At 70.8% G+C, this 21787-nt stretch carries 19 protein-coding genes; 14 read left to right on the top strand and 5 right to left on the bottom strand.

Annotation, left to right across the window (positions count from 1 at the left end; all coding sequences use genetic code 11):
• Positions 1-89: 89 nt before the first annotated feature.
• The gene (locus AB0M59_RS24055) at positions 90-704 is read left to right on the top strand and encodes a TetR/AcrR family transcriptional regulator (RefSeq protein ID WP_364618917.1); all 615 of its coding nucleotides are present in this window, start codon (positions 90-92) and stop codon (positions 702-704) included.
• A 228-nt stretch (positions 705-932) separates the two neighbouring features.
• Here AB0M59_RS24055 and rpsA read toward each other — a convergent pair whose 3' ends face one another.
• Positions 933-2444, bottom strand: a complete 1512-nt coding sequence (gene rpsA / locus AB0M59_RS24060; protein WP_364618537.1) for a 30S ribosomal protein S1 — start codon at positions 2442-2444, stop codon at positions 933-935.
• A gap of 304 nt (positions 2445-2748) precedes the next feature.
• Between rpsA and AB0M59_RS24065 the strand changes: the two genes are divergently transcribed.
• The 6 genes from AB0M59_RS24065 to AB0M59_RS24090 all read left to right on the top strand — a co-directional run bounded on the left by AB0M59_RS24065 (position 2749) and on the right by AB0M59_RS24090 (position 8754).
• A complete protein-coding gene (locus AB0M59_RS24065; RefSeq protein ID WP_364618539.1) occupies positions 2749-3600 on the top strand; it encodes a class I SAM-dependent methyltransferase in 852 nt (283 codons plus the stop codon).
• Positions 3597-4511, top strand: coding sequence for a GNAT family N-acetyltransferase (locus AB0M59_RS24070; RefSeq protein WP_364618541.1), 915 nt, complete (start codon positions 3597-3599; stop codon positions 4509-4511). Before AB0M59_RS24065 ends, AB0M59_RS24070 begins: the two co-directional genes overlap by 4 nt.
• A gap of 20 nt (positions 4512-4531) precedes the next feature.
• Positions 4532-5452, top strand: a complete 921-nt coding sequence (locus tag AB0M59_RS24075) for a GNAT family N-acetyltransferase (protein WP_364618543.1) — start codon at positions 4532-4534, stop codon at positions 5450-5452.
• 151 nt (positions 5453-5603) lie between these two features.
• Positions 5604-6293 (top strand): ABC transporter ATP-binding protein, encoded by a 690-nt coding sequence (locus AB0M59_RS24080; RefSeq protein ID WP_364618546.1) that lies wholly within the window; start codon positions 5604-5606, stop codon positions 6291-6293.
• Positions 6290-8185: a YhgE/Pip domain-containing protein gene (locus AB0M59_RS24085; protein ID WP_364618548.1), complete on the top strand. Its 1896-nt coding sequence runs from the start codon at positions 6290-6292 to the stop codon at positions 8183-8185. The genes AB0M59_RS24080 and AB0M59_RS24085 overlap by 4 nt, the downstream gene beginning before the upstream one ends.
• Entirely contained in the window at positions 8182-8754 is a 573-nt protein-coding gene (locus AB0M59_RS24090) for a TetR/AcrR family transcriptional regulator (RefSeq protein WP_364618551.1), read from the top strand. The genes AB0M59_RS24085 and AB0M59_RS24090 overlap by 4 nt, the downstream gene beginning before the upstream one ends.
• A gap of 169 nt (positions 8755-8923) precedes the next feature.
• Here AB0M59_RS24090 and AB0M59_RS24095 read toward each other — a convergent pair whose 3' ends face one another.
• The 3 genes from AB0M59_RS24095 to polA all read right to left on the bottom strand — a co-directional run bounded on the left by AB0M59_RS24095 (position 8924) and on the right by polA (position 14135).
• On the bottom strand, positions 8924-10534 hold the full coding sequence (locus AB0M59_RS24095; RefSeq protein WP_364618554.1) for a trypsin-like peptidase domain-containing protein: 1611 nt from the start codon (positions 10532-10534) through the stop codon (positions 8924-8926).
• Between the two features lie 213 nt (positions 10535-10747).
• A complete protein-coding gene (locus AB0M59_RS24100) occupies positions 10748-11281 on the bottom strand; it encodes an EF-hand domain-containing protein (RefSeq protein WP_364618557.1) in 534 nt (177 codons plus the stop codon).
• A gap of 103 nt (positions 11282-11384) precedes the next feature.
• A complete protein-coding gene (gene polA, locus AB0M59_RS24105; RefSeq protein ID WP_364618560.1) occupies positions 11385-14135 on the bottom strand; it encodes a DNA polymerase I in 2751 nt (916 codons plus the stop codon).
• 62 nt (positions 14136-14197) lie between these two features.
• Here polA and AB0M59_RS24110 point away from each other — a divergent pair, with 62 nt between their 5' ends.
• Both AB0M59_RS24110 and AB0M59_RS24115 read left to right on the top strand, forming a co-directional pair.
• A complete protein-coding gene (locus AB0M59_RS24110; protein ID WP_285480053.1) occupies positions 14198-14638 on the top strand; it encodes a hotdog fold thioesterase in 441 nt (146 codons plus the stop codon).
• Positions 14639-14642: 4 nt separating this feature from the next.
• Positions 14643-15614, top strand: a complete 972-nt coding sequence (locus tag AB0M59_RS24115; protein ID WP_364618564.1) for a LysR family transcriptional regulator — start codon at positions 14643-14645, stop codon at positions 15612-15614.
• On the opposite strand, the gene AB0M59_RS24120 is transcribed toward AB0M59_RS24115, so the two are convergent.
• A complete protein-coding gene (locus tag AB0M59_RS24120; RefSeq protein WP_364618567.1) occupies positions 15580-16350 on the bottom strand; it encodes an alpha/beta hydrolase in 771 nt (256 codons plus the stop codon). The genes AB0M59_RS24115 and AB0M59_RS24120 overlap by 35 nt on opposite strands.
• Positions 16351-16911: 561 nt before the next feature.
• Between AB0M59_RS24120 and AB0M59_RS24125 the strand changes: the two genes are divergently transcribed.
• The 5 genes from AB0M59_RS24125 to AB0M59_RS24145 all read left to right on the top strand — a co-directional run bounded on the left by AB0M59_RS24125 (position 16912) and on the right by AB0M59_RS24145 (position 21746).
• Positions 16912-18066, top strand: a complete 1155-nt coding sequence (locus AB0M59_RS24125; RefSeq protein WP_364618570.1) for a branched-chain amino acid ABC transporter substrate-binding protein — start codon at positions 16912-16914, stop codon at positions 18064-18066.
• 111 nt (positions 18067-18177) lie between these two features.
• Positions 18178-19149, top strand: coding sequence for a branched-chain amino acid ABC transporter permease (locus tag AB0M59_RS24130; RefSeq protein WP_364618573.1), 972 nt, complete (start codon positions 18178-18180; stop codon positions 19147-19149).
• Positions 19146-20273, top strand: a complete 1128-nt coding sequence (locus AB0M59_RS24135; RefSeq protein ID WP_364618576.1) for a branched-chain amino acid ABC transporter permease — start codon at positions 19146-19148, stop codon at positions 20271-20273. The genes AB0M59_RS24130 and AB0M59_RS24135 overlap by 4 nt, the downstream gene beginning before the upstream one ends.
• A complete protein-coding gene (locus tag AB0M59_RS24140; RefSeq protein WP_364618579.1) occupies positions 20270-21043 on the top strand; it encodes an ABC transporter ATP-binding protein in 774 nt (257 codons plus the stop codon). Before AB0M59_RS24135 ends, AB0M59_RS24140 begins: the two co-directional genes overlap by 4 nt.
• On the top strand, positions 21033-21746 hold the full coding sequence (locus tag AB0M59_RS24145; RefSeq protein WP_364373441.1) for an ABC transporter ATP-binding protein: 714 nt from the start codon (positions 21033-21035) through the stop codon (positions 21744-21746). Before AB0M59_RS24140 ends, AB0M59_RS24145 begins: the two co-directional genes overlap by 11 nt.
• The last annotated feature ends 41 nt before the right edge of the window (positions 21747-21787 follow it).

The raw sequence follows: 21787 nt of genomic DNA on the forward strand, positions 1-21787 counted from the left end.
CGCCGGATATCGTATCTTTTGCTGCGGGTGGGTCACCCGGACGTCGTTGTGCGCGAAGGGGGTGCGCCGTGGCCACCAGGCACCTGTCGATGCGTCCCGTCGAGCAGGGCAACCGCGAGCGCTTCCTGGACACGGCGCTGACGGTGCTGTTCGACCGCGGCGTCTCGGCGCTGACCGTGCGCGGCGTGGCCGAGGCGGCCGGCGCGTCGACGATTTCGGTGTACGCCCGCTTCGGCGGGCGCGCGGGCCTGCTCGACGCCCTGTACGAGCGGACGTTCGACTCGCTGCGGGAGCTGCTGGAAGGCCTGCCGCCGGCGAGCCCGGACGGGGTCGCGGACCTGCTGCACCTCGCGCTCGAGTACCGGCTGTTCGCCCGGGAGAGCCCGGTCCGCTACGCGCTGATGTTCGAGCGCCCGGTGCCGGGGTTCGATCCCGACCCGGCGCTGCGGTCGGCGGTCGTGCGGACGACGTTCACCCTGTTCATCGCCCGGGTCCAGCGGGTGTGCCCACCGGAAGCGGACGCCCGCGAGACGGCGTACCAGCTGTGGACGGCGATGCACGGCCTGGTCGGGGCCGAGCTGATGCTGGCTTCGCGGACGCCGCTGCCGGACTGGTTCATCCCGCCGACCGAAGAGGCCAACGAGCGGATGTACCGCCGGGGAGTCACCGCGATGATGACCGGCCTGGGTCTGCGCAACAACTGAGCCGGGCAGAGGTCTCCGCCGGCCGGCGACGCACCCAATGTGGCATTCGGTGCGTCCAGCGCACCCAATGTGGCGTTGGGTGCGTCCCACGCACCCAACGCCACATTGGGGCGCTCGGGCCGGCACCTGCCCCGGCGCTCGCGGACCGCACCCGCATGAGCCGGGAACGCAGCGAACCCCCGGTCCACTCGGGACCGGGGGTTCGCTGTCAGCTCAGAGCGCTAGTGCTCACGCACCGCCGGAGAGCTTCTCGCGGAGCGCCGCGAGCTGCTCGTCGGAGGCGAGGGTGCCGCCGCTGCTCTTCGTGTCGGTCGAGGTCGAGCCCGAGGTGTAGCTCTGCTCGCCACCGCTGCTGCCACCCTCGACGCCGGTCGCGGCGTCGGCAGCGGCTTCCGCGTCGGCCTCGACGGCCTTCACGACCTGCTTCATGTGGGCCTCGTAACGAGTGTGCGCCTCGGCGTACTGGCGCTCCCACTCCTCACGCTGCTTGTCGAAGCCTTCCTGCCACTCCTGGGTGTCCGGGTCGAAGCCCTCGGGGTAGATGTAGTTCCCCTCGGTGTCGTACTCGGCGGCCATGCCGTACTGGGCCGGGTCGAACTCGGTGTCGGGCGTGACACCCTCGTTCGCCTGCTTCAGCGACAGCGAGATGCGACGGCGCTCGAGGTCGATGTCGATGACCTTGACCATGACGTCGCCGTTGACCTGGACGACCTGCTCCGGGATCTCCACGTGGCGCTCGGCCAGCTCGGAGATGTGGACCAGACCCTCGATGCCCTCTTCGACGCGCACGAACGCACCGAACGGAACCAGCTTGGTGACCTTGCCCGGCACGATCTGGCCGATCGCGTGGGTGCGGGCGAACTGGCGCCACGGGTCTTCCTGGGTCGCCTTCAGCGACAGCGAGACGCGCTCGCGGTCCATGTCGACGTCCAGGACCTCGACCGTGACCTCCTGGCCGACCTCGACGACCTCGGACGGGTGGTCGATGTGCTTCCAGGACAGCTCGGAAACGTGCACCAGGCCGTCGACGCCACCCAGGTCCACGAAGGCACCGAAGTTGACGATGGACGACACGACGCCCTTGCGGACCTGGCCCTTGGCGAGCGCGTTGAGGAACTCGCTGCGCACCTCGGACTGGGTCTGCTCCAGGTAGGCGCGGCGGGACAGGACCACGTTGTTGCGGTTCTTGTCCAGCTCGATGATCTTCGCCTCGAGCTCGCGGCCGACGTACGGCTGCAGGTCGCGGACGCGGCGCATCTCGACCAGGGACGCGGGGAGGAAGCCGCGCAGGCCGATGTCCAGGATGAGGCCGCCCTTGACGACCTCGATGACGGTGCCCTTGACGGGCTCGTCCTTCTCCTTGAGCTCCTCGATCGTGCCCCAGGCGCGCTCGTACTGCGCGCGCTTCTTGGACAGGATCAGACGGCCTTCCTTGTCCTCCTTCTGGAGAACGAGGGCTTCGACCTCATCGCCGACGGTGACAACCTCAGCCGGGTCGACATCGTGCTTGATGGACAGCTCACGCGAGGGGATGACGCCCTCGGTTTTGTAGCCGATGTCGAGCAGGACCTCGTCGCGGTCGACCTTGACGATGGTGCCTTCGACGATGTCACCATCGTTGAAGTACTTGATCGTCTTGTCGATAGCCGCGAGGAAATCTTCCTCCGACCCGATGTCGTTGATGGCGACCTGCGGGGCCGCGTTCGGGGCGGTCGGGGCGGTGGCGGTGTCGATGGTCATTAGGCGGGTTGCTCCGGTGGATGGGATCGAGGGTTGGCAGTTGTCGGCGCGATGGGTTGCTGGGAGCATGCGACGACCCTGCGAGCAAACGTCCACCAGTGAACGACCGCGGCATGACCCGCATAACGGTGCGCGACCCGGAGCCCGACCAAGAAAGCTGAGCGGAAGGCAGCGCGAACCCACTGCGCTAACACTTATCCTACGCGGCGGCCGCTAGGCGGCACAATCAGGGTCCCCCTCGGTCGCTAAGGTCCTCGCGGAAGCAAACCGCACGCACCAGGACGCAGGACCGGAGACCACCATCATGCCACCGGAGGAGCCGCCCGCGCCGGGGCGCCACGACGCGGCCGAGGACCGGCTGGGCACCACGGCCGTCGCCTACCGCGCGGTCGAAGGTCCCGAAGCCGCCGCCGCGAACCTCGCGTGGTGGGACGCCGACGCCGACGACTACCAGGCCGAACACGGCGGGTTCCTCGGCGACGCCGACTTCGTCTGGTGCCCGGAAGGCGTTCGGGAAGCCGACGCGCGGCTGCTCGGCGACGTCCGCGGCAAGCGCGTCCTGGAGGTCGGCTGCGGGCAGGCCGCGTGTTCGCGCTGGCTGGCGGCGCAGGGCGCCCACGCCGTGGCGACCGACCTGTCCGCCGGCATGCTGCGCCACGCCCGCGAGGGCAACGAGCGCACCGGCGCCCACGTCCCCCTCGTGCAGGCGAACGCCGAGTACCTGCCGCTGGCGTCCGGCAGCTTCGACGCCGCCTGCTCGGCCTTCGGCGCGATCCCGTTCGTCGCTTCGGTGGACGCCGTCTTCGCCGAGGTGCACCGGGTGCTGCGGCCGGGTGCGCCATGGGTGTTCTCGGTGACCCACCCGATGCGGTGGATCTTCCCGGACGACCCCGGCCCGCAGGGGCTCACCGTCACCCAGCCGTACTTCGACCGCACGCCGTACGTGGAGGTCGACGACGAGGGCACCGCGACCTACGTCGAGTACCACCACACCCTCGGCGACTACGTGCGCGCGCTGGCCGCGGCCGGGTTCACCCTCACCGACCTGGTCGAGCCCGAGTGGCCGGCGGGGCACACGCGGGTCTGGGGCCAGTGGAGCCCGCTGCGCGGCCGGCTCTTCCCGGGCACCGCGATCTTCCGCACGCACCGCTCGTGAACCCCCTGGAAGAGGAGCAGAACGCCCGGTTCGCCGCGCTCGACCCGCTGCTGCCGCCGATCGCCGCCCCGCCGGCGGCGGCGAACGAGCCGCTGGTGGTGACCACCGGCGGGCGCCGGGCGGGCGGCCTGCTGGCGCACGTCGTGCACGCGCCGGGGTCGTGGCCCGCGCTGTGGGGCCCGCTGGAGATCTGGGACCTGACCGCGGTGCCGGGCGACAGCGGCGCGGCGGGCCTGACCGCTCTGCTGGGGGCTTGGCGCGACCGGATGCGCGGGACGCGGCCCGAGCCGGACTCGGGGTGCACCCTGGCCTGGCCGAGCCGCGACGCCGAGGCGTCGGCGGTCTTGCTGGCCCACGGCTTCGCGCCGATGACGTGCCTGGCCGTGCGGACCCCCGCGCCGCCCGCGGACGAGGGGCCGTCGCGGGTGACCGTCCGCCTCGCCGGCGAGGGCGATGTGGAAGCCCTCACCGACCTTCGCCTGGCGGAATGGCGCTACACGTCGCTGGTCGGCACGGCGGTGCCGCGGGCCGGCGCGCGGGAGCTGCTGCGCGCGGAGGTCGTCCGCGCGCTGCGCTTCAGCGGCCTGGTCTGGCTCGCGGAGGACGACGGCGTGCCGGTGGGCCTGGCGGCCTGCGCACTGGCCTCGCCCGCGCCGGGCGACAGCATCCACGGCCGGCTGCACCCGGGTCGCTGGGGATACGTCGACACGCTGTCGGTCGCGCCCGGGGCGCGTGGGGGCGGCGTGGGCCGGGCGCTGATGGCGGTGGCCCATCACGAGCTGCTCCGGACCGGGGTACGCGGTACGTTCCTCTTCTACCACCCGGCGAACCCGCTCTCGCCGGTGTTCTGGCACCGGCAGGGCTATCGTCCACTGTGGACGATGTGGATCCGGCGACCCGCCTGGTCCTGACCGACGCACCAGGGGGGTCCATGGACATCGCCGAGCCACTGCTCGCCGCCCACCGCGCGCGCTTCGCGGCGGTCGACGCGCTGCTGCCGCCCGCCGCGCCCCCGGCCGTGGGACGGCGGCTCGACGCCGCGACCGCCGACGGCACCCGGGTCTCCGGCGTGCTGCAGCGGCACCGGCTGGACCCCGGCGACGTCGCGATGCTGTGGTCGGCCGCCGACACCTGGCAGCTGTTCCCCTACTTCGGCGACACCGGCACCGAGGGCGCGGGCCTGCTGCTGCGCCGGCTCCAGGACCTCGTGGAGGAAGAGACGGCCGGCGATGATTCGTCGTGCGTCGTCGTCTGGCCCAGCCGGGACGCCGAGGCGATCCGCGCCTTCCTCGACCACGGCCTGGTCCCGCTGGGCGCGCTCGGCGTGCGTACGGCTCCCCCCACCGAACCGGACCCGGCCGTCGCCATCCGCCGCGCCGGGCCGGACGACTTCGCCGCCGCGCTGGAGCTGGCCACCGCGACGTTCGACTACACCGGCCTCGTAGCGGCGGCTCGCCGGACGAACACGGCCGAGCTGCTAGCCCCCGCGCTGCGGGACGCGCTGGCCGAGGACGAGCCGGCGGTGTGGCTCGTGGAGGAGGACGGCGAGGTCCGCGCCCTGGCGCACTGCGCGTGGGTCGACGCGACCGAGGACAACGAGGCGGGCGAGCTGCTCCCGGCCGGGCGCTGGGGTTACGTGAACAACGTCGTGACGGCGCCCGGTGAGCGCGGCAGCGGCTTCGGCCGGGCGCTGATGGCCCACGTGCACCGGGAGCTGCACCGCGGCGGCGCCACCCGCACGTACCTCTACTACAACCCGACCAACCCGCTGGCCTCGGTGTTCTGGCACCGGCAGGGCTACCGTCCACTGTGGACCAGCTGGGAAGTGCGGCCGGCGTCGGCGCTCCGCTGAGCGGGACCGGGTCCGTCGGCGCGGGACCGCTTCGCCCGGTGTGTCACCCACGAGTGTGACGTGCGTCCGGTGATCTTGCCGCACCCCTCCGCGAGGACTAGCTTTTTGAACTGACCGGTCAGTTCAAAAAGTTCCCGACGCTGGAGTAACCGTGCAGGTCCGAGCCGATCGGGTGTCCCTCGAAGGACACCACGGCCCCTTGTTACCGCCCACCTCGCTGACCGTCGGCGAGGGCGACCTGGCGATCGTGCACGGCGAACCCGGCGTCGGCGTCACCGCGTTCGGCCTGGCGCTGGCCGGACGGCTGAAGCCGACGACCGGCACGGTGCACGCCGAGGGAACCGACGCCGGCCTGGCCGAGCTCGTCGCGGTCGTCGACGCCCCCGGCGTCAGCGAGCCCGACGACGCCCTCGCGCTGCGCGTGGTCGTCGGCGAGGAGCTGGCGCTCGCCCACCGCCCGGCGGGCAAGGAGGACGTCGCCCGCTGGCTCGCCGAGCACGACGCCGCACCGTTCGCGGGCACGCGGTTCGAGAACCTCGCCCCGGCCCTGCGCACGCGGCTGCTCACCGAGCTGGCCGCCGGGCGCAAGGGCGTGCGGCTGCTCGTCCTCGACACCCCCGACCGGCACACCAGTGACGTCGACAGCTGGGCCGGCCTGGCGCGCGAGCAGGCCGAGCGCGGCCTGGCCGTCGTGGTGCTCGCCGCGACGACGCCGCTGTCCGCGCTGCCCTTCCCGCCCGCGCGCCTCGGCTCGGCCGAGCAGCCCGAGCCGCAGCACCACGCCCCCGAACCCGCCCCCACCGAAGAGCTCCCCGAGAGCACTGACGGAGTCCCCGAATGAACGCCTTCCGGATCGCGCGCAACGAGCTGCGCCGCCTCTCCACCGGCACGATGCCCAAGCTCGCGCTGGTCGCGCTCGTGCTGGTGCCGCTGCTCTACGCGTCCTTCTACCTCTACGCGAACTACGACCCGTACGGCCGGCTCGACAAGCTGCCCGCCGCCGTCTTCACCAGCGACACCGGCGCGCAGGACTCCGGCGGGCAGCAGCGCAACGTCGGCCGCGAGGTGACCGACGAGCTGGTCAAGTCCGGCACCTTCCAGTGGCACGAGGTGTCCGAGCAGGAGGCGCGCGACGGCGTCCGCGACGACAAGTACTCCTTCGCGATCGGCATCCCCAGCGGCTTCTCCGCCGCGCTGCTCTCGGTCGGCAACTTCCAGCCGCAGCAGGCGACGATCACGCTGACCACCAACGACGCCAACAACTACCTGTCCGGCACCATCGCGAAGCAGGTGGCCGAGCAGGTCCGCAAGACGATCGCGGAGAAGGTCGGCAGCGAGGCCGCGGACCGGTTCCTGGTCGGCTTCTCCACGATCTACGCCAAGATCCAGGAAGCCTCGACCGGTGCGTCGCAGCTCGCCGACGGCGCCGACCAGCTGAAGTCGGGGCAGCAGCAGCTGGCCGACGGTGCCGCGAAGCTCGCGGACGGCTCGTCGACGCTGGCGACCGGCCTGGGCACGCTCAAGAGCAGCACCGCGGATCTGCCTTCGCAGACGCAGAAGCTGGCCGACGGCGCTTCGCAGGTGGCGACCGGGGACCAGAAGGTCGCCGACGCGGCGTCGCTGGCCGCCACGGCGTCCTCCGGCATCCAGGGCAAGCTCGACGGCTACCGCACCCAGCTCATGACGGACCTGCGCGACGCCGGCGTGCCGGAGGCCCAGGTCCAGGCGATCGTCGCCAAGGCCGACGAGCTGCGCTCCCCCGTCGACCAGGCCAACACCAAGATCCAGCAGGCCAACGGCGACCTCGCGAAGCTGGCCGACGGCGCCCGGCAGGTCTCCGACGGCGCGGCCAAGCTCGCCGCCGCGTCGCCGCAGCTGGCGAACGGCATCGCGCAGGCGTCCGACGGCGCGAACCAGCTGCGTGACGGCGCTTCGCAGCTCAACGACGGCGAGAAGACCGCCGTCACCGGCACCAACCAGCTGGCCGACGGCGCGGTGAAGCTGCGCGACGGGCTGGCCGCCGGGCTCCAGCAGATCCCGAACCCGGACGACCCGACGCGCGCAGCGACGGCCAACACCATCGCCGACCCGGTGGCGGTGAACGCCAACGGCGAGGCGTCGGCGGGGACCTACGGCGCCGGTCTCGCGCCGTTCTTCATCTCGCTGGCCACCTGGATCGGCGCGTTCGTGCTGTTCCTCATCCTGCGGCCGCTCTCGACGCGGTCGCTGACCGCGGGGGCGGCGCCGTTCCGGGTCGCGGTCGGCGGCTGGCTGTCGTCGGCGCTGCTCGGCATCGCGCAGGTGGTCGTGCTGTTCGGCGCGGTGACGTGGCTGGTCGGCATCCACATCGCGCACCCGCTGGGCGCGATCGGGTTCGCCGTGCTGGTGTCGCTGACGTTCACGTCGGTAGTGCACGCGCTCAACGCGTTCTTCGGCGCGGTCGGGAAGTTCCTCGGGTTGGTGCTGCTCGTGCTGCAACTGGTCAGCGCGGGCGGGACGTTCCCGTGGCAGACCATCCCGGACGCGCTGTACCCGCTGCACGTGGTGCTGCCGATGGGCTACGCGATCGACGGCTTCCGCCACCTCTTCTACAGCGGGGCGACGGTGCAGATCCTCGGCGACATCGGGGTGCTGCTGGCGTACCTCGTCGGCGGGGTCCTGGTGTCCACGCTGGCCGCGCGCAAACGTCGCGTTTGGACGGTGTCCGCGCTCAAACCCGAGCTGAGCCTGTGAGCGGCGGGACGAAGCAGAAGCTCTTCGAGGCCACCCTGCGGCTCTCGAAGAGCCGGGGCCTGGTCGGGCTGACGGTCGACGACATCGCCGCCGAGGCCGGCGTCGCGAAGGGCACGGTCTACTACAACTTCGGCTCGAAGGACGGCCTGGTCGACGGGCTCCTGCGGTACGGGGTGGACATGCTCGCTCTTCGGCTGCGCGCCGCGGTTTCGGATGCGGATCCGCTCGACGTGATCGAGGCGCAGGTCGACGTGACCTTGGAGTTCATCGCCCAGTACCCGGGGTTCTCGCAGATCCTGGTGAGCGAGCTGTGGCGGACGCCGGGCCAGTGGCACGGCACGCTTTCGTTGCTGCGCGAGGAGATCATCTCCATCGTGAAGCACCAGCTGTCGCGCTTGGACGACGCCGGGCGGCTGCCGGAGGGAGTGGAGATCCCGACGGCGGCGGCCGGGTTGTTCGGCACGATGCTGGTGGTGGCGCTGGACTGGCAGGTGTTCGGGCCGCAGCGGACGCGGGCCGAGGTGCGGGAAGCGGTGATGGTGCTGATCCGGGGGCTGGGCCGCCGCTGAGGCCGGTCGCCGGTGTCTTGAATGACTCATTCCTGTCGCCGGACGACAGGAATGAGTCATTCACTGCATCCGGAGACAAGTGCGCACGGGCCCCACCGCCCGCCCGGCCCGCGGGGCGCCCCCCGTTTTCCACTTTACCGTTCGGCACCGACAGTTCCGGCGCCGAACGTCAGCCGCGGTCTTCGATGCGGGCTCGGACCGCCGCCGCGTACGTGTCGACCGCCGTGGCCGCCGCCGTCAGCTCGCAGGGGCCGTCGATCAGCAACCTCTTCGCCGGCACGTAGGCCTGCTCCAGCTCGGGGTCACCCTCGAGGCCGTGCTCGCGGGTCAGTTCGTTGTCCGCGGCCAGGCGCGCCCGCAGTTCCTCGCGGCGGGCGACCAGGCCGTCGAGCACCGCGCGCTGGCGGCGGCCGTCCTCGACCGCCGGGGCGACCGCGTGCTCGTGGCCGCCGATGTGCTTCTCGACCCACTCCGCGTCACCGTCGACCTCGGCCGACCGCAGCTGCTTCAGCGCGCCGCGCAGTCGCTGGGCCCGGGCCGGCAGCATCGCGACGCCGGTGAACCGGGTCGCCACGCGCAGCTGGTACGCCTCGATCTCGGCGAGCTCCTCGACGGACTGGGTCAGCACGTCGAGCCGGCCCGAAAGGTCGTCCGGCGCCGGGCGGGCCCCCAGGGTGCTCGCCTGCACCGCCGCGACGCCGGGCGAAGACTCCTCCCGGAAGCCGAGCAGCAGGCGGATGCCCAACTCGGCCGCGCGGCCGGCGAGCGGCGCCAGCACCTCGCCGACGAGCCGGTCCGGTTCGGCGGAGTCGTCGATCGCGTCGACGACGAGGGTGCGGCCCGCGACGCCGGTCGTGAGCCGGTCGGCGATCCGGTGGCGGACGGCGTCGGCGGTGCGGCCGGTCGCGTCGACGGCGAGGTCGACGCTGCCCGCCGGCGGCATTTCGCCGAGCGCGGGCGGCAGGCCGGGCACGCCGAGGGAGCGTTCGCGGTCGGCGAGGACGATCCCGAACCGCAGCGCCGCGGCGACGGGCGAACCGGCCTCGCCGGTGTCGACGACCCAGACGGTGCCGGGCTCGGCCTTCGCGAACCAGTCGGCGACGCTCTGCACGAAGGAGACGTCGACGGCTTCGCCGACGGGGCGCGAAAAACTGGCGTCGACGGCCGGGCTGCCCGAGGTCCAGATGCTCAGCTGCGGCAGGTGCCCGAGCATGGTCTCGACGGGGATCATCCAGGTGCCGGTGTCCTTGCCGACGACGACACCCACGACGTGGCCGGTTGCCTCGTCGAGCACCGCCGTGCCGCCGAAACCGGGGCCGAGCGGTTCGGCTTCGGCGGTGCGGAACAGCCGCACCCACTCGCCCCCGGGACCGCCCGGGTGCTCGGGACCGCCGAGCCGGGCGTGGGTCCATCGGCCGACCGAGCCCGGCGGGAACCCGAAGGCGCGCACGAGCTGGTGCTCGCCGAGCGGCATGCGGTGCAGCGGCGCGCGGAAGACGCGGGATTCGGGGCGATCGAGGCGCAGCACGGCGAGATCGCCGCGGCCGCCTCCGTCGGAGGGCACCCAGCAGCCTTCGACGACGGTGGCCGTGCCGGGCATCGCCTCGGCGAGGCCGACGAAGTCGACGCTCAACGACGACCGCGGTCCCCCGGCGGTTTCGACGACGTGCGCGCTCGTGAGGACGTGGTACTCGTCCAGCACCGTGCCCGCGCCGCACACCCGGCCGAGTTCGTCGTGCAGCCGGACCCGCCAGCGTCGTCGCTCACGCTCGAACCCCATTCGGCGGACCCTACGCCGTGATCGTCGCGCCTCGGGCGCCGACCTCCCTACCCAGCGGTAATGGCTCACCCGAACGGAGTCCTCCGTTCGTCGTAATGCCAACGGTTTTGTGCGCAAGTGAGTACGCAAGGTCCTCCGGAGACCGCTCAGCGGGACCATGGCCCCGTCCGGCGGTCTGCCCGAAAGATCACCCGGCACTGCACCGCCTGACCGTCAGACCCGGCCGAAGGCCGCGCTCCCCGGCGCCGCCGGGTCGTCGCCCGCCCAGAACTCGTACCAATGGCCGGTGAACTCGTCGTGGGACAGGCGGCCGTCGCCGTCGGTGTCCAGGAAGGCGAACACCTCGTCCGTCGGGGTGCCGACGCCGCTCCAGGCCTCGATCATCCGGCGGTACTCCGCCGCCGAGATCGTCCCGTCGCCGTTTTCGTCGACGGCTTCGAACATCGCGGCCGCGGTGCTGGTGACCGCGCCCGGCGTCTTCGGGAGTTCGTCGACGACGCCGAGGACGTCGTCGAGGCTGACCTTGCCGTCGCGGTCGCGGTCGGACGCGTCGCGCAGCGTCGTCCACCAGCCCATCATCACGGCGGCGAGCTTCTCCCCCTCAGGGGTGCTGCCGTCGGTGCCACGGAGGTCGAGCCATCTCGCCGTGAGCGCCCGGAAGTCGGACTCGGTCAGGTAGCCGTCGTCGTCGGCGTCCATCGCGCCGAACACACCGGAGATCTTGCGTCGCTGGAAGTCACTGGCCATGCACGCCAGCATTGCCGCGACCGGCAGCGCCCCACGACGTCCGCCCGAGTACACCCGCGCCACGACCCGGTGATCCGGGTCGCGACGCAGCGTGAGACTCAGGTCAGTGCGCGGCTTCGTTCCAGGACCGGCCGTAGCCGACCGAGACCTCCAGCGGCACCGCCAGCTCGTAGGCCGACCCCATGCCGTGGCGCACGAGCTTCTCCAGCTCTTCGCGCTCGCCTTCGGCGACCTCGAGCACCAGTTCGTCGTGCACCTGCAGCAGCATCCGGCTCTTCAGCTTCGCCTCGACCAGCGCATTGTGGACGTTGAGCATCGCGACCTTGATGATGTCGGCCGCACTGCCCTGGATCGGGGCGTTCAGCGCCATCCGCTCGGCCATCTCACGGCGCTGGCGGTTGTCGCTGTTGAGGTCCGGCAGGTAACGGCGGCGGCCGAAGACCGTCTCCGTATACCCGTTCTTCGCCGCGATGCCGACGACCGAGTGGAGGTAGTCGCTGATCCCGCCGAAGCGGTCGAAGTACGCCTCCATCTGGGCCTTGGCGTCCTCGGTGGAAATCCGCAGCTGCTGCGAGAGCCCGTACGCCGACAGCCCGTACGCGAGGCCGTACGACATCGCCTTGACGCGGTAGCGCAGCTCCGGCGTGATCTCCTCCGGCGGCATCGAGAACGCGCGCGACGCGACGAAGGTGTGCAGGTCCTCGCCGGAGTTGAACGCCTCGATGAGGCCCTCGTCCTTCGAGAGGTGCGCCATGATCCGCATCTCGATCTGGCTGTAGTCCGCGGTCATCAGCTCGGTGAAGCCCTCGCCGACCACGAAGGCGTCGCGGATGCGGCGGCCCTCTTCGGTGCGGACCGGGATGTTCTGCAGGTTCGGCTCGGTCGAGGACAGCCGCCCGGTGGCCGCGATGGTCTGCAGCAGCGTCGTGTGGATGCGCCCGTCGTCGGCGACGGACTTGATCAAGCCCTCGACGGTGGTGCGCAGCTTCGTCGCGTCCCGGTGCTCCAGCATGTGCTGCAGGAAGGGGTGCTCGGTCTTCTCGAACAGGCCCTGCAACGCCTCGGCGTCGGTGGTGTAGCCGGTCTTGGTGCGCTTGGTCTTCGGCATGCCGAGCTCGTCGAACAGCACGACCTGCAACTGCTTCGGCGAGCCGAGGTTGATCTGCTTGCCGATGACCGCGTACGCCTCTTCGGCCGCCTGCGTGACGCGCGAGAGGTAGTGCGCCTCGAGAGTCGTCAGCTGCTCCAGGTCGACGGCGACGCCGGCGATCTCCAGCTCGGTGATGACCTCCAGCAGGGGCAGCTCCAGCTCGGCGAGCAGACGCGCGCCGCCGATCTCGTCGAGCTCCTTGTCGAGCGCGCCGGCCAGCTCGAAGATCGCGCGGGCCTTGACCAGCTCCTCGTCGATCTCCTTCTGCTCCAGGCCTTCCGCGCCGCCGTCGAGCAGGGACAGCTGCCCGTCGCCGCCGTCGGTCTCCGAGCGCAGCTCGCGGTGCAGGTACCGCAGCGCGAGGTCGTCCAGCTCGAACGTGCGCTGCCCGGGCCGCACGAGGTACGCGGCGAGCGCGGTGTCCATGGCGAGCCCGGCCAGCGCCCAGCCGCGGGAGCGGATCGCGTGCAGCGGGACCTTGAGGTCGTGGCCGGTCTTGCGGATCTTCGGGTCGGCCAGCCACGCGGCGAGCGCCGCGTCGTCGGCCTGGTCCATCGCCGTCACGTCGACGTACGCGCCTTCGCCGTCGGCCGAGGCGAAAGCGACCGCGCGCAGGTCGGACCGGACCGACGCGCCCGCGGTGCGGAAGGCCAGCGCCACCGGCTCGCCCTCGCCCGCGTGCGCCGCGAGCCAGGCCGCGAGCTCGCCCGGGGCGAGCGCGGACCCCGAGACCTCGAAGCCTTCGTCGGCCTCCGGCTCGGCGCTCTGCAGCGTCGCGAACAGCCTGTCCCGCAGGACGCGGAACTCCAGCTCGTCGAACAGCGCGTGCACCGCCTCGCGATCCCACGGGCGCAGCTCCAGCCCCGCCGGGCCGATCTCCAGCTCGACGTCGCGGATCAGCTCGGTGAGCTGCCGGTTCAGCTGGACCGAGCTGAGGTGCGCGCGCAACGCCTCCCCGGCCTTGCCCTTGACCTCGTCGACGCGGTCGATCAGGTCGTCGAGCGAGCCGAACTGCTTGATCCACTTGGCCGCGGTCTTCTCGCCGACGCCGGGGATGTTCGGCAGGTTGTCCGAGGGGTCGCCGCGCAGCGCGGCGAAGTCCGGGTACTGCCGCGGGGTGAGCCCGTACTTCTCCTCGACGGCGTCCGGCGTGAACCGCGTCATCTCCGAGACGCCGCGTTTCGGGTACAGCACGGTGACCTGGTCGGTGACCAGCTGCAGCGCGTCACGGTCGCCGGTACAGATGAGGACGTCGAAGTCCTCCGCCGTCGCCTGCGTCGTGAGCGTGGCGATGATGTCGTCGGCTTCGAAGTTCTCCTTCGTCAGCGACGGGATGCCGAGCACGTCGAGGACTTCCCGGACCAGGTCCACCTGGCCGCGGAACTCGTCCGGGGTCGCGCTGCGGTTCGCCTTGTAGTCCGCGAAGGTCTCCGAGCGGAACGTCTTGCGCGAGAGGTCGAACGCCACCGCGAGGTGGGTCGGCGTCTCGTCGCGCAGCAGGTTGATGAGCATCGAAGTGAACCCGAAGACCGCGTTGGTGACCTGCCCGGTCTTGGTCTTGAAGTTCTCCGCGGGCAAGGCGAAAAACGCCCGGTAGGCCATCGAATGACCGTCGATCAGCAGCAGCTTCGGCCGCTCGGTGCTGGTTCCGGTCGCGGTGGTTCCTGTGGCGTTGGCAACGGTCGTCTTCTCACTCGGGCTCACGGGCCCGAGTCTAGGCTGAGGGTCCGACACTCTTACGTGTCGCATAGGAACAGGAGCTTTGCGTGACCGAAAGTGCCGCCCCCATCGACGTGGACCGGCTGTCGGGCATCGACCCGGCGGCCGCGGACCAGCAGCTGAACGACAAGGTCGGCATGAAGCTCCTGGAAGCGACCGCCGAACGCGTGGTCGGCACGATCCCGGTCGAGGGCAACCTCCAGCCGTACGGCCTGCTGCACGGCGGCGCCAACGCCGTGCTCGCCGAAGCGCTGGGCTCGACGGTCGCCGCGCTGAACGCGGGCCCGGACCGCGCCGCGATGGGGCTGGAGCTGTCCTGCACGCACCACCGGGCCGTCCGCTCGGGCACCGTCACCGGCGTCGCGACGCCGCTGCACGTCGGCCGCGGCACCATCACCGCGGAGATCGTGCTGACCGACGACGAGGGCCGGCGCACCTGCACCGCCCGGCTGACCTGCGTCGTCCGGGACCGCCCGCCGGGCGCCTGAGCCGGTGGACCTCGACCTCGCCCAGGTGCGGGCCTTCGTCGTGACCGCGGAACAGCGTCACTTCGGGCGCGCGGCCCAGGCGCTGTTCCTCACCCAGCAGGCGCTGTCGAAGCGGATCCGGAAGCTCGAGGACGCCCTCGCCACGCCGTTGTTCCTGCGCACCAACCGTTCGGTGGAGCTCACCGCCGACGGCGAGCGGTTCCTCCCGCACGCGCGCGAGCTGGTGCGGATGGCCGACGCCGCGGTGGCCGCCATGGGCGCCGAGGACCGGCCGCTGCGCCTCGACGTCGTCGACTTCCGGTTGTCCCCCATGTTCCTGCTGCGCCGGCTCGCCGAGCGGGAGCCGGCGCTGCGGATCGACCGGGTCGCCGGCGGGGGGTTCGCCAACGCCGTCGAACCGCTGCTGTCCGGCCGGCTCGACGCCGCCGTCGGCCGGGTCACCGGCTTCGGCGGGCCGCTGCCCGACGAGCTGGAGCACCGGATGATCCGGCTCGAGCCGCTGGTCGCGCTGCTCGCCCCGGAGCACCCCCTGGCCCAGCAGGACGTGCTGCGGCTCGACGAGCTGCGCGCCGAGGGGATCTGGCTGCCCGGCTCCGGCGGGGCCGCCGAATGGCTGTCCTACCTGCAGGCGATGTGCGACCGGTTCGACGTGCCGATCGACGACTCCGGCGTCAGCTACGACCTGCGGCACACGCTGGAGCAGACCCGCTACGGCAAGCGACGCGTCACCCTCGCCGGGGCGGACATGGAGCTCGCACCGGACCTCGACCTCAAGGTGCTGCCGTTCGAGCCGTCCCCGCTGTTCCCGTGGTCGCTGGTCTGGCGCCGCGGGAAGGCGCACCCGGCGCTGCGGCGGCTCCTCGCCCTGGCCGGGCGCACCAGCCGTGAAGAGGACTGGTGCGCCTACGACCCGGAGCACGCCTGGCTGCCGGAGGACGACCTCAGGCTGGCAACCGCCGCGCGAACCACTCGCTGAACGCCGCGTCGACTTGCTTCGCGGCCGGCGTCCCCGGGGCGAACTCGTGCGCCATCCCGTCGACCGTCACCAGCTCGGTCCCCAGCTTCTCGCGCAGCGCCTCCGCCGGCTCACGCACGGCGACGTCGTCATCCGCCCCGGCGACCAGCAGCAGCGGCGTGGTCAGCTCCCCGGCCCGGCGCACGAAGTCGTAGTGGCCGGCGACCTCCCGGGACCGCGGGGTCCACGGGTAGGTGACGTCGAAGAGCCGCTCGTTGCGGCCGATCACCGGCGCCAGCTGCGCGACCGGGCTGACCACGGCGGCGGCCTCGACGGCTACGGCCCCGCGGGCGAGCACCTCGAGCGCCACCAGCGAGCCCGCCGAGCCGCCGAACACGCCGAGCCGGCCGTCCACGCCCGGGAGCCGGTCCCGCAGCTCGGCCAGTACCGCAGGGAACTCCGCCACCGCCTGTTCGGTGACCGGCTGGAAGACGTTGAGCACGGCGTCCTCGCTCGCCCGCCGGAACAGCTCCGCCGGGCCGCCTTCGGGCAGCCGGGCCCCGGTCAGCGGCAGGCCGAAGTACACCCGCCACGCCTGCAGGCCGGCCATCGGCACCGCATCGGCGAAGGCCTGCTCGCTCGCGGGCACCTCCATCAGGTGCCAGCCCGCCACCAGCGCGGCCGGCGCCTCCGGGTCCGCCGGCGCCAGCGCCACGAACGGCACGCCCGCCGCGACGCCCTCGACCACTTCCCGCATCCTTCTCTCCCTGTCTCTCGGCTGCCTCCAGCCAACCGCCGGGGAGCGGGGCGGGTCCAACAGCCGTTCCGGCGGCCACGACAACCGGTGGTTGTGGCCGCGGGTGCCCGGGGAGGCGGCCGTTCGGGCAGACCTGAGGTTCCCGGTGAGCGGGGGGCTGGTCCGTTCGCCGCCCGAACCGGACGTAAGGTGCATCCCTACGGCGGTGCCCGCCCCGCGGGGCCCCCGCCAGGGTGAACAGCGGATCGCCGGGAAACCGGCCACGCACCGGCAGCCGAAATGGGCCATGACATACCGAGGAAACACGGCTGTCACCCATTCGCAGAACGAGCGCCGATACTTAGCATCGCTGCGTGACCAGCGGCGGGCTGTAACGAAACGTCGTTCGCCTTTTCGTGCAATTCGTGTCGGTTGCGATCGTCACGATGTGGACACAGAGTAGTGAGGCCGCCTGTGCACATGACGGGCGAGAGGGATATCTTCCTGCCCTAACCTAGCCCCTGTGTCGGGGGCAACGCCTACCGGCGGCTGGTTGGTCATGGGAGGTAGTCGGTGTCAGGAGTGCGTTTTGGACGGGTTCTCGCCCTCGCAGCGGCGACGTCGCTCGCGCTGGCGGGCTGCGCCGGCGGCGGCTCGTCGAGCAACAGTGGCGACAGCAGCACGTTGAAGATCGGGTTCATGGGCGACCTGACCGGGGAGAACTCCGGGATCGTGATCCCGCCGAACAACGGTGCCAAGCTCGCGATCGACGAGTACAACGCCACGAACCCCAGCGTGAAGCTCGAGCTGAAGAACTACGACAGCCAGGGCAAGCCGGAGCAGGCCACCTCGCTGGTGCAGACCGCGATCGGGACGGACAAGATCACCGCCCTGATCGGCCCGGCCTTCTCGGGTGAGTCGAAGGCCGTCGGCGGCGTCCTCGAGCAGGGCAAGGTTCCGAGCGTGTCGCCGTCGGCGACCAACCCGGGCCTGGCCGCGAACGGCTGGAAGTACTGGCACCGCGTCGTCGCGAACGACAACGACCAGGGCCCCGCGATCGCGAACTTCCTCATCACGGCGAAGTCGCCGAAGAACGCGTACGTCCTCTCGGACGACCAGGAGTACAGCGTCGGCCTCGCGGACGCGTTCGAGAAGACCTTCAAGGACAAGGGCATCACGACCGAGCGCGACAAGTTCGCCAAGGACGCGTCGGACTACTCGTCGACCGTGCAGAAGGTCAAGGCGGCCAACCCGGACGTCATCACCTTCGGTGGTTACTACGCCCAGGGCGGCCGGCTGCTCAAGCAGCTCCGCGACGGCGGCGTGAAGGCCATCTTCGCCACCGGTGACGGTTCGCTCGACCCGCAGCTGGTCTCGGGCGCGGGTGCCGCGGCCGCCGACGGCGCGGTCATCGGCTGCCCGTGCAACATCCCGGACGCCGGCGCCACCAACGAGTTCGCCACCAAGTACAAGGCGAAGTTCAACGTCGACCCGGCGATCTACGCGACCGAGGGCTACGACGCGGCGACCGCGATCATCAACGCGGTCAAGGCGGGCAACACCACCGGCGAGAAGATCAACGAGTTCCTCAAGACCGAGGACTTCAAGGGCGCGTCGAAGCAGATCAAGTTCAAGGAGAACGGCGAGCCGCAGACGAACGCGATCTACGTCTACCAGGTCGTCGGCGGGGTCATCAAGAACCTCGGCGCCTCGACCGACGCCAAGATCACCGGCTGACGGAGCTAGTTAACACCTAACGGGAGCGGGGGCGCTGTGCTCGGACACAGCACCCCCGCTCCCCGCCAATGTGGCGACCATCCTCGCCCCGTCAGGTAAGGCAACTACGTCATGTTCCAAGATCTGCAGAGCCAGTTTCTGGGCAGCACCATCGGCGGCCTGGTAGCCGGCTCCATTTACGCCCTCATCGCCCTTGGCTACACGATGGTCTACGGCGTGCTGAGGCTGATCAACTTCGCACACTCCGAAATCTTCATGATCGGGACGATGACGTCCCTGTTCATCCTCATCGCCATCGCCGGTGGCACCGCCCCGATCACCGTCGGCGTGTTCGGGATGATCGGCATCCTCCTGCTCATCGCGGTGTCCTCCGCCGCCGTGTCCGGCGGGTCGGCCATCGTGCTGGAGCAGCTGGCCTACCGGCCGCTGCGCAAGAAGGGCGCGACCCGGCTGGCCGCGCTGATCTCCGCGATCGGCGCCTCCCTGTTCCTGCAGGAGCTGTTCGGGCTCGCGATCATCCCCGCGCTGTCGGACAAGGCGGGCAAGGTCCAGCAGAACGCGCCCCGGTTCGTGCCGCACGAGGAGCTGTTCCGGATCGGCAACGGCGTCGTGCGCACCGACCACGTCTTCGTCATCATCGCCGCCGTCGTCGTGATGGTCGTGCTCGACCAGCTGGTCAGCCGCACGCGCATCGGCCGCGGCATCCGGGCGACCGCGCAGGACCCCGAAGCCGCCGTCCTCATGGGCGTCAGCATCGACCGCATCGTCCGGATCACGTTCCTGCTCGGCGGCGCGATGGCCGGTGTCGCCGCGGCGCTGTACGTCATGGAGTACGAAAACACGGACTACCGGGTCGGCTTCCTGCTCGGCATCAAGGCGTTCACCGCGGCCGTCCTCGGCGGTATCGGCAACCTGCGCGGCGCCCTCCTGGGCGGCATCGTGCTGGGCCTGGTCGAGAACTGGAGCTCCATCTTCCTCGGTTCCGAGTGGAAGGACGTCACCGCGTTCGTGGTCCTCGTCCTCGTGCTGATGCTCCGGCCCACCGGCATCCTCGGTGAATCCCTCCAGCGAGCACGCGCATGAAAGGCGACGGAGTGGCTGACAACAACGAAACCCCGGCGCGCAAGGGTTTCCACCCCGTCGACGGGATGCGCGACTGGTGGGCCGACGCGCCCGCGTGGCAGCGCTACGGCGTGTACCTCGCCCTGATCGTCCTGGTCCTGATCCTGCCCGCGCCGTGGATCGGCTCGTTCATGTCGCCGTACTCGGACTGGACGACCGTCCTGATCTTCCCGGTCGGCACCTACATCCTGCTGGCCGTCGGCCTCAACATCGTGGTCGGCCACGCGGGCATGCTCGACCTCGGGTACGTCGCGTTCTTCGCGATCGGCGCCTACACGTGGGCGTCGATCGGCACGACCTACGGCTGGTCCTTCTGGCCGACGGTGGTGATCGGCATCTTCCTGGCCTCGGTGTCGGGCGTCATCCTCGGCGCACCGACGCTCCGGCTACGCGGCGACTACCTGGCCATCGTGACGCTGGGCTTCGGTGAGATCGTCCGGATCACGGCGAACAACACCGACGGCATCGGCGGCGCGCGCGGCATCACGAACGTCCCGCACCCCGAGCCGCTGTTCGGCATGGAGTTCTTCCTCGACCCGGCGCCGTACTACTACCTGATGGTGTTCGCGATCGCGCTCGTCATCGTCTTCTCGGTGCGGCTCACCAAGAGCCGGGTCGGGCGGGCGTGGGCGGCGATCCGCGAGGACGAGGACGCGGCCGAGCTGATGGGCGTGCCGACGTTCAAGTTCAAGCTGCTCGCCTTCGCGATCGGCGCGATGATCGGTGGCTTCGCCGGCACGATCTACGCCAGCAAGGCCGTGTTCATCGAGCCGAACAACTTCCCGTTCATCCTGTCCGCGACCATCCTGGCCGCGGTCGTGCTGGGTGGGTCCGGCAACCTGCCGGGCGTCATCCTCGGGGCGTTCGTGATCGCGTGGCTGCCGGAGCGGTTCCGCCAGTTCAACGACTACCGCGTCCTGATCTTCGGTGCCGTCCTGGTGCTGATGATGGCGCTGCGGCCGGAGGGTCTGCTGCCGTCGCGGCAGCGCAAGGCCGAACTACGGGAAGGAACCGGCGGCATGGGCGCCATGGGCGCGGAAGTGGCCGGCCCCGACTCCGAGGCTTCGGCGGAGGTGACGAAGTGAGCGCACTGCTCGAATTCGACAACGTGACCATGCGCTTCGGCGGCGTCACGGCGTTGCGCGAGGTCAACCTCACGATCAACGAAGGCGAGATCTTCGCCCTGATCGGCCCGAACGGCGCCGGCAAGACCACGGTGTTCAACGTGGTCACCGGCGTCTACCAGCCGACCGAGGGCGAGGTCCGCTTCGACGGCGACCGCATCGACGGCATGAAGCGGTTCAAGGTCACCAAGCGCGGCATCGCCCGGACGTTCCAGAACATCCGGCTGTTCCACAACATGTCGGCGCTGGAGAACGTCATGGTGGGCGTCGACGCCCACCACAAGACGGGCGCGATCGGCGCGACGCTCGGCCTGCCGTGGCACCGCAAGGAAGAGAAGCACGGCCGCGAGCGGGCCCGGGAGCTGCTCGACTTCGTCGGCATCGGCCGGGTGGAGCACAACGTCGCGAAGAACCTCTCCTACGGCGACCAGCGCCGGCTGGAGATCGCGCGAGCCCTCGCCACGGATCCGAAGCTGCTCCTGCTCGACGAGCCGGCCGCGGGTATGAACCCGGCGGAGAAGAACTCGCTGCAGGCGCTGATCCGCAAGATCCGGGACGACGGCCGCACGGTGCTGCTGATCGAGCACGACATGGGCCTGGTCATGCACATCAGCGACCGGCTGGCGGTGCTCGACTTCGGCCAGAAGATCGCAGAAGGGCTGCCGCACGAGGTGCAGAACAACCAGAAGGTGATCGAGGCTTATCTGGGGGTGTCCGAAGATGCTTCTTGAGGTCGAGGACATCAACGTCCACTACGGCAAGATCGCGGCCCTGAAGGGCATGAGCATCCAGGTCGGCGAGGGTGAGATCGTCTCCCTCATCGGGGCCAACGGCGCCGGCAAGACCACGACGCTCAAGACGATCTCCGGGCTCCGTCCGCTCACCAGCGGCCGGATCCTGTTCAACGGCCAGGACATCTCGAAGACCCCGGGGCACAAGCGCGTGCTGCTCGGGATCGGCCAGTCGCCGGAAGGCCGGGGCGTGTTCCCCGGCATGACGGTGCAGGAGAACCTCCTGATGGGTGCCTACACCCGCAAGGACGACCTCCAGGCCGACCTCGCCGAGGTCTACGAGCTGTTCCCCCGGCTCGCCGAGCGCAAGACGCAGTTCGGCGGCACGATGTCGGGCGGCGAGCAGCAGATGATCGCCATCGGCCGCGCGCTGATGACGAAGCCGAAGGTGCTGCTGCTCGACGAGCCGTCGATGGGCCTGGCGCCGATGCTGATCGCGCAGATCTTCGACATCATCCGCGAGATCAACAAGCGCGGGACGACGGTGCTGCTGGTGGAGCAGAACGCCCAGCAGGCGCTGAAGCTGTCGGACCGGGCGTACGTGCTCGAAACGGGCCGCGTGGTCCAGAGCGCGCCCGGGGCCGAGCTGCTGAACGACCCGAAGGTGCGGGCCGCCTACCTCGGTGGCGACCTCGGCGTCTGAGTGTGTTTTCGGGGGCCCGGCTTCGTGCCGGGCCCCCTTTT

This window comes from Amycolatopsis sp. NPDC051371 (assembly GCF_040682155.1).
GTDB lineage: Bacteria > Actinomycetota > Actinomycetes > Mycobacteriales > Pseudonocardiaceae > Amycolatopsis.

Coding starts and splice junctions, on each gene's coding strand:
- AB0M59_RS24055 (WP_364618917.1), top strand. CDS start 90: ATGCGTCCCGTCGAGCAGGGCAACCGCGAGCGCTTCCTGGACACGGCG.
- AB0M59_RS24095 (WP_364618554.1), bottom strand. CDS start 10,534: ATGGGGTTCGAGCGTGAGCGACGACGCTGGCGGGTCCGGCTGCACGAC.
- AB0M59_RS24130 (WP_364618573.1), top strand. CDS start 18,178: ATGTTCCAAGATCTGCAGAGCCAGTTTCTGGGCAGCACCATCGGCGGC.
- AB0M59_RS24145 (WP_364373441.1), top strand. CDS start 21,033: ATGCTTCTTGAGGTCGAGGACATCAACGTCCACTACGGCAAGATCGCG.
- AB0M59_RS24100 (WP_364618557.1), bottom strand. CDS start 11,281: ATGGCCAGTGACTTCCAGCGACGCAAGATCTCCGGTGTGTTCGGCGCG.
- AB0M59_RS24135 (WP_364618576.1), top strand. CDS start 19,146: ATGAAAGGCGACGGAGTGGCTGACAACAACGAAACCCCGGCGCGCAAG.
- AB0M59_RS24065 (WP_364618539.1), top strand. CDS start 2,749: ATGCCACCGGAGGAGCCGCCCGCGCCGGGGCGCCACGACGCGGCCGAG.
- AB0M59_RS24075 (WP_364618543.1), top strand. CDS start 4,532: ATGGACATCGCCGAGCCACTGCTCGCCGCCCACCGCGCGCGCTTCGCG.
- AB0M59_RS24085 (WP_364618548.1), top strand. CDS start 6,290: ATGAACGCCTTCCGGATCGCGCGCAACGAGCTGCGCCGCCTCTCCACC.
- AB0M59_RS24120 (WP_364618567.1), bottom strand. CDS start 16,350: ATGCGGGAAGTGGTCGAGGGCGTCGCGGCGGGCGTGCCGTTCGTGGCG.
- rpsA (WP_364618537.1), bottom strand. CDS start 2,444: ATGACCATCGACACCGCCACCGCCCCGACCGCCCCGAACGCGGCCCCG.